The sequence below is a fragment of the Corynebacterium sp. LK10 genome (genome assembly GCF_008042455.1).
Classification (GTDB): Bacteria; Actinomycetota; Actinomycetes; order Mycobacteriales; family Mycobacteriaceae; genus Corynebacterium; species Corynebacterium jeikeium_D.
The window spans coordinates 1-10,677 of record NZ_NOVT01000010.1 but is presented as its reverse complement, the minus strand read 5'-3'; the positions used below and the strand labels follow the sequence as shown (position 1 = coordinate 10,677).

Below are 10,677 nucleotides of genomic sequence, written 5' to 3'. Positions count from 1 at the left end.
TCCAGATACATTACACACACCCCACCAAAGACACAAAACCCCAGGTAAAATAGCGAAAACCACCACAAGCCACCACTGGAGAATCACTCCCTACGGTTCTGAAGCATCCAGAACCGAAGACTTGCGATGGTTTTCCGCACCGCGTGTTTAACTAGCACCGTGCGCTTAGCCGTTAGCCATTGACCAGAGGCCAACAATCACTAGCTAACCCGTTCAACCGATGCGCCAAGAGAATTGAGTGTCTCTACGAAGCCCGGGTAACCACGGTCGATGTGATAGACATCGTGCACCTCAGTGACGTCACCTTCTTCAGTACACAGCCCAGCAAGCACTAGTCCCGCTCCGGCGCGAATGTCCGAAGACCACACAGGTGCGGAACTCAGCGTTTCCTTTCCGCGAATCATCACGTGGTGGCCATCGATAGTCGCGTCCGTGCCGAGGCGAATCATCTCGTCGACAAACCGGAAGCGCGATTCAAAAACGTTCTCGGTAAGCACTGACGTCCCTTCGGACACCGCGGACAGAGCAATGGCCATGGGCTGCATGTCCGTCGGAAAGCCTGGGTATGGCAGCGTTTGATAGTTCACACCCTGCGGACGCCCGTCCATACGCACGCGGAAGCCCTGCGGGTAGGTCTCGACCTGAGCGCCTGCGTTCTTCAGTTTTTCCAGAGGAAGGTGCAGGTACTTAGGGTTAATGCCAACGACCGTAATATCGCCGCCGGTCATCGCTGCAGCATAAGCCCAGGTCCCTGCGATAATTCGGTCGCCGACAACCTTGTGCTCAGTCGGGTGCAGCTTCTCTACGCCCTCAACCGTGATGGTGTTAGATCCCGCACCCGAAATCTTGGCGCCCATCTCCACGAGCATCTCGCACAGGTCGACAATTTCGGGCTCACGGGCGGCGTTATCCAGCACAGTCGTACCTTCCGCTAGTACGGCCGCGGTCAGAATATTCTCGGTCGCGCCGACGGACGGGAAGTCCAGCTTGATGTTCGCCCCCTTGAGACGCCCCGCCTCAGCCACCACGCAACCGTGGTGAATATAGGTGCGCGCGCCCAATTTCTCCAGGCCAGCCTGATGCATGTCCAGCGGGCGGGAACCAATAGCGTCACCACCGGGCAGTGCGACAATCGCGTTACGGGTACGCGCCGTCAGCGGCCCGAGCACACAGACCGAAGCGCGGAACTGGCGCACGGCATCGAAATCGGCGTGATGCGAGAGTTCTTCGGGCACCGTGATTTCAATCCGGTCGCCCTCGCGCGTCACGGAGCAGCCGAGCCCTTCGAGGACCTTTTGCATCAATGGCACGTCGTCAATTTCAGGGCAGTTCGTCAGTACTGTCGTGCCCTCGGCGAGAAGCGCCGCACCCATCAGTTTCAGAACCGAGTTCTTCGCCCCGGAAATCTGAACCTGACCATTTAGCGTCGCTCCGCCTTTAACCAGAAATCGCTCATTTCCCACTCCCCCAGCCAACCACATTTCGCAATATCGCGCTTAGGCTTGAAGCTATGAGCGTTCATCTAACTCGCATTTACACTCGCACCGGCGACGACGGCACCACTGGATTATCCGATTTCAGCCGCGTTCCCAAGGATGATTCTCGCCTTATCGCCTACGCCACGTGCGAGGAGGCCAACGCCGCACTCGGCCAGGCGCTCAGTTTCGGCACGCTTGACGACGAAATCTCGGCTGTCATTCGCTACGTGCAGAATGACCTATTTGATGCCGGAGCCGACCTGGCAACACCTATTGAAGAAAACCCGAAGTACCCGCCGTTGCGTATCGAGCCGGATTACATCGAGCGACTCGAGCACTGGTGCGACCAATTCAATGAACAACTGCCGAAACTGGATTCCTTCATCCTCCCGGGAGGCACACCAGCCGCAGCACTGCTACACACAGCTCGGGTGATTACTCGCCGAGCCGAGCGTGCAGCATGGGCTGCCTGCCGCGAATTTCCCGAAACCACCTCAGTCCTACCGGCGAAGTATCTCAATCGCCTGTCTGACCTGTTGTTTATTCTTTCGAGAGTGGCCAATGACGGAAACGACGTTAAGTGGATCCCCGGTGGTGAGCGCGAAGCCCAGCGGCAAGCAGGGGGTAAGTAGCGGAGCAAGTAGCAGAACTGACTACCCCAATACCCGCGGGTTTGGGCGCAAAGGAACCGTCGTCAAGCGGTTTACGGCAGTGCGCCGATGCGACGGGCCGCGTTGACGGCCTCGTAGCGAGTATGGGCGCCCAGCTTGCGCATTACGGAGCGGAGGTAGGACTTAACCGTCTCGGCACCGATGCCCATTTCCTCTGCGGCCTCGACGTTGGTGTGACCGAGGGCGACACAGGCGAGAACATCGAGCTCACGAGCCGACAGCTTGGTGGTCTGCTTGACGCGAACCGGGGTGACCATCTGGTCACAGAGCACCTCGAGCTCCTGGCGCAGCTTCTCGTCATCCACACGGTTAGCGAGCATGCGCAGCTTGGAGTGCGTGGAACGAACCTGCTCCCACTCAGCGCCATTCATGATGCGGCCGCCCTTACCGTTGCCAGAACGATCCATGTTGCGGCAGGCATCGACGACAGCGAGGTCCTGCTCCAGGCAACGGGCGGTCATTGTGACCTCTTCAAGAACCTTGTCCCCCAGGCGCACCGAGGAGTGCACGCCACCGTAGAGCACGCCACGGACAAGACGCGAAACGATCACCGGCACGGCGACCAGCGAGTGCAGGCCTTCGTCACGAATCTTGTCGTCATACTCATGGGTAATAACCTTGGCGCGCAGGTAGTCACTGACACCCACCGGGCGGCGCGTGGCCAACACGCGACCACCGACACCCGCACCCGATTCCACAGTCAGATTCTGCAGGGCCGGAGTACGCAGGCCAACCCAGTTGTTGATCTGCATCTTAGAGTTATCGGTGACTTCCGCATACATTGTGACCGGAATACCAGTCGCATTCTTTAGGGCGACCAAGGACGACTTAATAACCTCATTGTCGTCCAGAATGCGGTGGGGATCCATCTCGCGTCCTCCTGCGTAACGGGCAAATTGCTTCACTGGCACCCACAGAGGCACCATCAGCCTGTGACTTCGCGCCGACTTACACTCCTACGAAATGGCCAACTACCGCTCAGCGGCCACTGACCCTTTCGGGGGCTGTAAACCGTACAAAGTAGATAGTACCCTCCGAACGGGTACACCTGCATTAAGGCATCCGTCACACAATCTTAGGAAACAACTAGGTTTCTCTACAAGTACGTAAAGAAAATACCAGGATAAATCCTGTCATTAGCCCCGCCTCGGCCGAATAAATACAAGGCAGGGGGTAGCTATTTTTCCGCTAACAAACTGCGTGAATGTTGATAACAGAGGGTAATGAACGGCGTTTTACCCCCAATGCGGACATTTTCGAAAAAGACCTTCGCTTATTTTGCATCGTGCGCTATTGTCATACATGCAACAGGTTTTGTTGAGTTCCACTTTCAATGCTACGTCCTCCACGTGGTTGTCCGAAGGTGGTGCACAGCAAACGCAAGAGGGAATCCGGTGCAATTCCGGAACTGTCCCGCAGCGGTAATCTGGAACAAAATTCGCCAACGGCACTGAGGTTATTTCAACCTTGGGAAGCGGCGAAAAGTAGGAAAATTGATAATAAGGATCTGCACGTAAGCATTGAAGCTTGCGGCAGTCGTCATCCCCTTATTGTCGGTCACGCCAGAAAGTCCGAATACCTGCCTGATGCGCCGAGGGCACTGCAAAGTGCCACGGCCACGGAGATCGCCCGCGGACAGGTGTGACGTGAAATGGAAGCGAAGAAATGCGACAGCTTCGCCTATATTTCTAGGCCTATTTTCATAGGCATTACGCCCTGCCCGCGGGCGTTTTTCTCATTTTTAGCGCGGTTTAGCTGCACATATCGATGAGCTATTCACCAACCAAGCCACTCGCCTAAACATCCTCTGGATGGCACACATCTCGCCCAATCGCCTTGGAGACCACGGGCGCCCAGGGCAAAGCCAGTCGAGCATGTTCGACCAACCGTCGATCGGCCAAAATTTCTTCCTTGGCGCCGACGCGCAGTTTGCCGTCGGCAAGCACCGCTGCCCTATCGGCGAAATTCCACGCGAAGTCGATGTCGTGCGTGGCGACGACGACGGCAGTGCTCTGATCGCGCAATTGATTGAGCGTGTGTGCAAGCTTTCGGGTCGCCTGCGGATCGAGGCCGGCGGAGGGCTCGTCGAGAAGCAGCACACGCGGATGCATCGCCAGCGCACCAGCGAGAGCGACGCGCTTGCGCTGACCATAGGAAAGCTGGTGCGGAACGCGTTCGGCGAGATCGGTGATCTCGGCGGTACCTAGAGCCTGCCGGACGCGCCGTTCGACTTCCTCGTTCTTAAGCCCCAGGTTGACGGGACCGAACGAGACGTCTGCAAACACGCTAGCCGCGAAGATTTGCTCATCCGGATCCTGCGTGACCATCTGCACTGAGCGACGGACCGCATTGCGGCCGTGCCGGGAGTACGTGTAGACGGTGCCGTCAAGGCGGACCTCACCACTATTGGGCTTAGACGCTCCCGCGAGCATACGCAACAGCGTGGACTTGCCCGAACCGTTTGCCCCCAACAGCACTAGGCGCTCGCCACCCGAAATTGCCAGATCCACGCCTTTCAGAACGTGGGTTTCGTCGTAAGCGTATGTAACTGCAGCCGCTTCGACAATGACACCGTTGGCACCATGTACGTGATCAGCGCGATTTTTCCTGCTGCTCGACATCCCTATACACCCCATTTCAGCAGCGCCCAGGCCGCAATCAACGACAAAAGTAATGCACTGGATATCACGATGAACTTCGGCTGCCTGGGCCGCGAAATCACCAGTACTTTCATTGCGCTCGGATCGGCGCGCAGCTCGATTCCCTCTTGCATCTTGCGCGCGCGGGTAAAGGCAATGACAAAGAGGCTGGCGGACTGTGCCGCTACATCTCGGATCATCGCCCGGCGCGTGGAGTGTCCCAAGCGTCGTGCTTGCGCTTCCGTCATCGAGTGTGCGGAGTGAATCAGCACGCCGGTCATCCGGTAAATCACCTCGGCGAGGTACGTCAAGTATCGCGGCAAGCCGTGCTTGTCGAGCCAGGCAATGAGCTCCGAAATCGGAGTGGTCAGCGCAAAGACCATCGTGCAGCTGATACCCGCAAACGAACGCATCACAACCTGCGCCATTCGCTGCGGGCCATCCGGCGACCACGCGAGACCGTCGGGAGTAAGCGCTACCAAAAGCGGAAACGCGCCGACGAGCACAAAAGCCGCCGGTGCCAGCACCATTGCCACATACAGCTTGCGGGGCACTCGGGCTATGTACGCAATAGACCAAGCAATGACCGCAATGACAGGCGCAAAGGGAATTGGCGGTAGCGCAACCGCCAGAATCAGCAGCCCACCGAGCAGCAGAATCTTTTCACCCACGTTGCGGCGTGCCCAAGCGCTGCGCGCCGCTGCAGCTTCTAGCGCATTCACTGCTCTTTCTCGCGCTTGTCCGAACGCGCAGCAGCCTTCCCTCGGTAGAAGCCAATAACGTAGAACAGGACGCCAGCACCGATAACGGCCTGGAGCGCGAACAGACCCGACTCGACCTCACCCGGCAGCTCGCCGACGAGTGGCTCGAACCACGGCTCGTAGTTCGGGTCGATTTCCTGAATTGTCTCCGTAGCGGTGGCATCAGTGCCGGCGAACGGCTCCTCGGCGTCGTCGTCCCCGTAGTTGAAGAACAGCGGGAACATGGCAATTACGACTACCAGGACAATGAGACCAACGCTGACCCACACGGAGTTCTTCTTCGGCTGGCTAGCTGCCTGTGCGTCGACAATCTGCGCGTTGTTTTTTGCATTCATAATCGTGCTCTCTTTCGCTTCTTTTCGCTTGACGACGGCTACTGCTTCTGGCCAGATACGGATGCAGCTGCCGCATTCTGCGAAGTGACAGATCCTGCAACAGCGTCAGCCGTGGCTTCTGCAGCTTTCGCCTCCAGCGCCGGTGCTGGCGCATCACCGAAGCGGGACAGGAAGCCGAGATCGAGGAGCTCAGAATGTGCCACGGCCAGCAGGGTGCGCATGAGAATGACGGTGACCAGAGCCTCGATGATCGCCAGCGGAATCTGCGTGATAGCGAACAGGCCGAGGAATGTAGCCAGAGCGCCGCCGACACCGCCCGGGTTTGCCGGGTGTGCAAGAGCGAGCTGCACGGAGGTCACAACATAGGTGGAGAGGTCAGCGAAGAACGCTGCCATAAACACACCTGGTAGCAGGCCTCCGCCGAGCTTTCGGGTCAATACGTAGAAGGCGTAGCCGACCCACGGGCCGACGATTGCCATGGAGAAGATGTTCGCACCGAGCGTCGTAATGCCGCCGTGAGCGAGCAAGATTGCTTGGAAGAGCAACACGATGGAGCCAAGCAGCGCCATCACCGGAGGTTTGAAGATTACAGCACCAAAACCTGTACCCGTCGGGTGCGAAGTGGAACCCGTCACGGATGGAATCTTGATTGCGGAGAGCACGAAGGTAAACGCGCCGGCAGCACCGAGCAGCATGCCGCTACCGGGATGTTCTTTCATAGTGCGCTTGACTTGAATTGCGCCGTGAATGACAAAGGGAGCGGCAGCTACGCCCCACCCAATGCAATGAGTAACTGGGAGAAATCCCTCAGCAATATGCATGATGTAAATCATCTTTCTACGGCGCTATTCACCTCGACAGCACCGCTCGACCGCCAATCCGCGGACGCGAATTGGATGATTTACAGTCGGTCTCCTGGCTGATGGGCTGAGGAAAGCTTCACACTTCTATTAATGCTTCGCCTCCTTCCCCAAAGGTTTGAGTCCCCCTGAGTGGCTTCGACGAAGCACCGCAATCGCTGAGTCCATTGTCTGCGTTTTCCGGTTATCGCATATAACCGCTGTGCAGATAAGGGCCGCAATCGCGCCCAATCACAGTGGCGAGGGCCGCTGCCTATTTACAAGGCATTCCCGTGCACTGTAAATCACGTCTCAGAATAGTGGATTCTAAGAAACTTTAATGCTCTTTACCCTCACAATGGAGGTAAGGACGAGCAAGGCAATGAGATAGCGTTAACGCGGCAAGAGCAGGAGCATTGCGACAATAGCGGTGCGACTGCGACGACGCCGGCCGCGGCGACTATGACGGTGGCGACACCGGAACTGACAGCTTCCACTTCCCTACGCAAGCCATGAAATAGACGAACTGGTCTGTACTAATTGCAGGATCAGGCGTACACTACGGCTACACGCGAAAACTCATTAGGAAGTCCTCTGTGATTTCCGGAATGGATAAGATTAATGACTATTTATAACGATGTCACTGAACTGATCGGCAACACCCCGCTGGTTAAGCTCAACCGTGTTACCGAGGGCCTGCCGGGCAACGTGATTGCCAAGCTGGAGTTTTACAACCCTGCCAACTCGGTCAAGGACCGCATCGGCAACGCAATTATCGATGCCGCCGAGCGCTCTGGCGAGCTCAAGCCGGGCGGAACCATCGTCGAGGGTACCTCGGGCAACACCGGTATCGCGCTGGCAATGGTCGGCGCAGCCCGCGGTTACAAGGTCATTCTCACTATGCCGGACACCATGAGCCAGGAGCGCCGCGTCGTTCTGCGCGCATTTGGCGCTGAGCTTGTACTCACCCCGGGCGCGGATGGCATGCGCGGCGCTGTCGATAAGGCCAACGAAATCGTGGCTAACACCGACAATGCAATCCTGGCTTCCCAGTTCGCCAACCCGGCCAACCCGGCTATCCACGAGGCAACCACTGGTGAAGAAATCTGGGAAGCTACCGACGGCAAGGTTGATTACTTCGTGGCTGGTGTCGGCACCGGCGGCACCATTACCGGTGCTGGTCGCACGCTGAAGAAGCACAACTCGGACATCAAGCTGGTTGCCGTTGAGCCGAAGGCCTCCCCGCTGCTGACCGAGGGCACCGCCGGCCCGCACAAGATTCAGGGTCTGGGCGCAAACTTCGTCCCAGAGGTTCTCGATCAGGAGCTTCTCGACGAGATCATTGCGGTTACCAACGAGGACGCTATTGAGGTCTCCCGCAAGGTCGCTGCAGCCGAGGGCATCCTCGGCGGCATTTCTGCCGGTGCAAACATCAAGGCTGCTCTCGAGATTGCAGCCCGCCCGGAGTCCGAGGGCAAGAACATCGTCGTGATTGTTCCTGACTTCGGCGAGCGCTACGTCTCCTCCATCCTGTACGAGGATCTGCGCGACTAAAGCCGAGCACTATAAGCGCCCGTAACCTTCTCTGCAGAGCCCGCTAGCTGGCACTTTCCGTCGGCAAGCGGGTTTTTGCATTGCCCACACCTCCGACCAGATAGAATTGACGCCCATGAGTGACTTTTTCCGAATCCTCAAAGAGGATCTGGACAATGCCCGTGCGCATGACCCAGCTGCGCGCAGTGATGTAGAAAATGCCATTGTCTACTCCGGCCTACACGCAATCTGGATTCACCGATTCTCGCACCGCCTCTGGAAACGAGGCGGGATTTTCAAGGGCATTGCACGAGTACTCGCACAGTTTTCCCGTTGGCTGACTGGTATTGAGATTCACCCGGGCGCTCAAATTGGCCGAAGGTTCTTCATCGACCACGGTATGGGCATCGTCATTGGCGAAACCGCAGAAATCGGTGACGGCTGCATGCTCTACCACGGCGTGACGCTTGGCGGCCGCTCACTGGAGAAGGTAAAACGCCACCCCACCCTGGAGGACAACGTCACCGTCGGAGCAGGTGCGAAAGTCCTTGGCCCCATCACAATTGGTGCAGGCTCATCAATCGGCGCCAACTCCGTGGTCACCCACAGCTGCCCACCCGATTCCATCGTGATAGGAATTCCGGGCCGCGTACGCCCTGCCAAGCCCGAAGAGCACAAGCCGTTGTGCGATCCGGCGGTGTACGTCCAGGGTGACGGAGACTTCATCTAGCCCCGCCCTAAAACTAGCTCTACATACAAAAGCCGACCGGCTGCTCTTCCTATCGTGAGCAGCCGGCCGGCTTCTTTGTGCGTTCTTCGCCCTTCAGCGACTAGTCAGCCAGTAGATCCTGGTAGTCCGGGTTTTTCTCCACGAAGTTGGCAACAGCGGAGCAGCTGGTGCGAATCTTTCGGTTGTTCTTCCGAACATCATCCAGCGCGCCTGCGATAAGCGGCTTGGACAGGCCTTGTCCACGGAATTTGCCATCTACAACCGTGTGGTCAAAGTCCAGGGCACCTTCCACCGGGGTGTAAGCGGCAAAGCCGGCCTCTTCTCCCTCTACGGTGAGAACGTAGCGCTGACCGGCCTCATCATGCGAAATAGTGTGTGCCATTTTCGGAATCACTTCCCTCTCATGGTTGTGAAGCGTCGTCATTGCAAACGACTCTTAGGATGTAACCCAGATAACAGCTCTCGCTTCGGATTAATTCCGAATTCTGGTTAATTCTGCACTAGCGGGGGTTCGCCCGGGTGCTCGTCGGCACGCCCGACAGCGACACGGCACGGGACATCGCCCTTCGCGACCTTGGTCGCAGCCTCCCCCTCTGCCCACCCCGGGCTGACGGCCTCAGCGAGCGGGCCTGCCAGGTCCGCCATTTCGCAGTGAGACAGCCCCGGAGCCACCACACTGATGCGGTAACGCTTCCGATCCCCCGGATCCATGCCCGGGTTGGCCTCCGCCCACAAATCAGCGAGAGAGGAAGTGCGCCCCACATCGGGCATGACATCCTCGTAGACGTTGACTTCCTGATCCGGAATCAGTTCCGCGAGCACCCCACGAACCTTCTCAGCAGCCGATTGGCTGCCCTCAGCATCCGTGTAGACGAAGATGCGCACGACCCACGGCAGCGTCTTATCGTCGGACAGCGTTCCTGCTGAGGCGAATTCCTTACTCATGCACAACATCCTATCCGCTAGGGTGTGTACGCGGTTTATTTTCCCCCACTTTAAGGTTTTCGCACGGCTCGATGCACTGTGCTTTACGACGATCCCCGCGACAAACACCTGGTAAAACAAAGAATCCCCAGCCCGTTTCCGGACTGGGGATTAATTGTGGCCAGAAGCGGGATCGAACCGCTGACCTTCCACTTTTCAGGCGGACGCTCTACCGACTGAGCTATCTGGCCAGACTTGAAATTAATCAAGTGGCGACCCTGACGGGACTTGAACCCGCGACCTCCGCCGTGACAGGGCGGCGCGCTAACCAACTGCGCCACAGGGCCTTAAATGCCGTGCTCAACTTTCTGGATTACCAGCGCTGTGCACGAGTTGTTACTCTACAGAACAGCGCTGAACATAAGCAAATCGCCAGTTCATGGCAGATATTTTAAGTTGAAAACTGACATCCAGCCCCGGGTCTCGGGGCAACCTAGACTGTGGCAAAAGCTCTCCCCACCAAACCCGGGTAAAGCCCCCCCCTCTCCCCCAGTGTCACTGATGCGAGTTACTGACTACGTTTATGGCTGGCGGCGTTGGGGCGATGCGAGTTACTGACTACGTTTATGACAAAAATGGCTCGAAAAATGGCCTGAAAGTGTCATAAACTCATACAGTTTCACATTTGCAGCCCGTAGTTTTTGGCTTCTCACCAGTCACCATCTTGAGAATCAGACACACTTTTTGTCCATTACCCACGCCGACGC

11 protein-coding genes, 2 tRNA genes and 2 riboswitches are annotated in these 10,677 nt (G+C 57.5%); of the genes, 3 read left to right on the top strand and 10 right to left on the bottom strand.

The genetic code is table 11. The features are described from left to right. Positions 1-200 precede the first annotated feature (200 nt). Entirely contained in the window at positions 201-1,463 is a 1,263-nt protein-coding gene (murA, locus tag CHU70_RS03735; protein WP_224433880.1) for a UDP-N-acetylglucosamine 1-carboxyvinyltransferase, read from the bottom strand. 47 nt (positions 1,464-1,510) lie between these two features. On the opposite strand from murA, the gene CHU70_RS03730 reads away from it, so the two are divergent. Then, entirely contained in the window at positions 1,511-2,110 is a 600-nt protein-coding gene (locus CHU70_RS03730; protein ID WP_049173053.1) for a cob(I)yrinic acid a,c-diamide adenosyltransferase, read from the top strand. A 71-nt stretch (positions 2,111-2,181) separates the two neighbouring features. On the opposite strand, the gene ramA is transcribed toward CHU70_RS03730, so the two are convergent. The 5 genes from ramA to CHU70_RS03705 all read right to left on the bottom strand — a co-directional run bounded on the left by ramA (position 2,182) and on the right by CHU70_RS03705 (position 6,705). After that, positions 2,182-3,018, bottom strand: a complete 837-nt coding sequence (gene ramA, locus CHU70_RS03725; RefSeq protein ID WP_005511953.1) for an acetate metabolism transcriptional regulator RamA — start codon at positions 3,016-3,018, stop codon at positions 2,182-2,184. Between the two features lie 475 nt (positions 3,019-3,493). Then, positions 3,494-3,751, top strand: a riboswitch (cobalamin riboswitch). A 194-nt stretch (positions 3,752-3,945) separates the two neighbouring features. Continuing rightward, entirely contained in the window at positions 3,946-4,770 is an 825-nt protein-coding gene (locus CHU70_RS03720; RefSeq protein ID WP_147719484.1) for an energy-coupling factor ABC transporter ATP-binding protein, read from the bottom strand. Between the two features lie 2 nt (positions 4,771-4,772). Then, positions 4,773-5,510 (bottom strand): cobalt ECF transporter T component CbiQ, encoded by a 738-nt coding sequence (gene cbiQ, locus CHU70_RS03715; protein ID WP_070549912.1) that lies wholly within the window; start codon positions 5,508-5,510, stop codon positions 4,773-4,775. Further along, entirely contained in the window at positions 5,507-5,884 is a 378-nt protein-coding gene (locus tag CHU70_RS03710; protein WP_049173058.1) for an energy-coupling factor ABC transporter substrate-binding protein, read from the bottom strand. Before CHU70_RS03710 ends, cbiQ begins: the two co-directional genes overlap by 4 nt. Positions 5,885-5,922: 38 nt before the next feature. Then, positions 5,923-6,705 carry an energy-coupling factor ABC transporter permease gene (locus CHU70_RS03705; protein WP_049190264.1) on the bottom strand — a complete coding sequence of 261 codons (783 nt, stop codon included), beginning with the start codon at positions 6,703-6,705 and terminating at the stop codon, positions 5,923-5,925. Positions 6,706-6,771: 66 nt separating this feature from the next. Beyond that, positions 6,772-7,041, bottom strand: a riboswitch (cobalamin riboswitch). A gap of 303 nt (positions 7,042-7,344) precedes the next feature. On the opposite strand from CHU70_RS03705, the gene cysK reads away from it, so the two are divergent. Together cysK and epsC are read left to right on the top strand one after the other, a co-directional pair. Further along, a complete protein-coding gene (cysK, locus tag CHU70_RS03700) occupies positions 7,345-8,277 on the top strand; it encodes a cysteine synthase A (protein ID WP_049173059.1) in 933 nt (310 codons plus the stop codon). A 115-nt stretch (positions 8,278-8,392) separates the two neighbouring features. Then, complete coding sequence (epsC, locus tag CHU70_RS03695; protein ID WP_005511963.1) at positions 8,393-8,986, top strand: serine O-acetyltransferase EpsC; 594 nt, start codon at positions 8,393-8,395, stop codon at positions 8,984-8,986. A 100-nt stretch (positions 8,987-9,086) separates the two neighbouring features. Here the strand turns inward: epsC and CHU70_RS03690 are convergent, their stop codons facing one another. The 4 genes from CHU70_RS03690 to CHU70_RS03675 form a co-directional block, all read right to left on the bottom strand. Then, positions 9,087-9,368, bottom strand: a complete 282-nt coding sequence (locus tag CHU70_RS03690) for a GNAT family N-acetyltransferase (RefSeq protein ID WP_049173078.1) — start codon at positions 9,366-9,368, stop codon at positions 9,087-9,089. A gap of 107 nt (positions 9,369-9,475) precedes the next feature. Then, complete coding sequence (locus CHU70_RS03685; protein ID WP_048733759.1) at positions 9,476-9,931, bottom strand: hypothetical protein; 456 nt, start codon at positions 9,929-9,931, stop codon at positions 9,476-9,478. A gap of 157 nt (positions 9,932-10,088) precedes the next feature. Next, positions 10,089-10,161, bottom strand: a tRNA-Phe gene (locus CHU70_RS03680). A 19-nt stretch (positions 10,162-10,180) separates the two neighbouring features. Continuing rightward, positions 10,181-10,257 (bottom strand) — tRNA-Asp (locus tag CHU70_RS03675). Positions 10,258-10,677: the final 420 nt, after the last annotated feature.

Coding starts and splice junctions, on each gene's coding strand:
- CHU70_RS03690 (WP_049173078.1), bottom strand. CDS start 9,368: ATGGCACACACTATTTCGCATGATGAGGCCGGTCAGCGCTACGTTCTC.
- epsC (WP_005511963.1), top strand. CDS start 8,393: ATGAGTGACTTTTTCCGAATCCTCAAAGAGGATCTGGACAATGCCCGT.
- CHU70_RS03730 (WP_049173053.1), top strand. CDS start 1,511: ATGAGCGTTCATCTAACTCGCATTTACACTCGCACCGGCGACGACGGC.
- CHU70_RS03710 (WP_049173058.1), bottom strand. CDS start 5,884: ATGAATGCAAAAAACAACGCGCAGATTGTCGACGCACAGGCAGCTAGC.
- ramA (WP_005511953.1), bottom strand. CDS start 3,018: ATGGATCCCCACCGCATTCTGGACGACAATGAGGTTATTAAGTCGTCC.
- cysK (WP_049173059.1), top strand. CDS start 7,345: ATGACTATTTATAACGATGTCACTGAACTGATCGGCAACACCCCGCTG.
- CHU70_RS03720 (WP_147719484.1), bottom strand. CDS start 4,770: ATGTCGAGCAGCAGGAAAAATCGCGCTGATCACGTACATGGTGCCAAC.
- CHU70_RS03685 (WP_048733759.1), bottom strand. CDS start 9,931: ATGAGTAAGGAATTCGCCTCAGCAGGAACGCTGTCCGACGATAAGACG.
- CHU70_RS03705 (WP_049190264.1), bottom strand. CDS start 6,705: ATGCATATTGCTGAGGGATTTCTCCCAGTTACTCATTGCATTGGGTGG.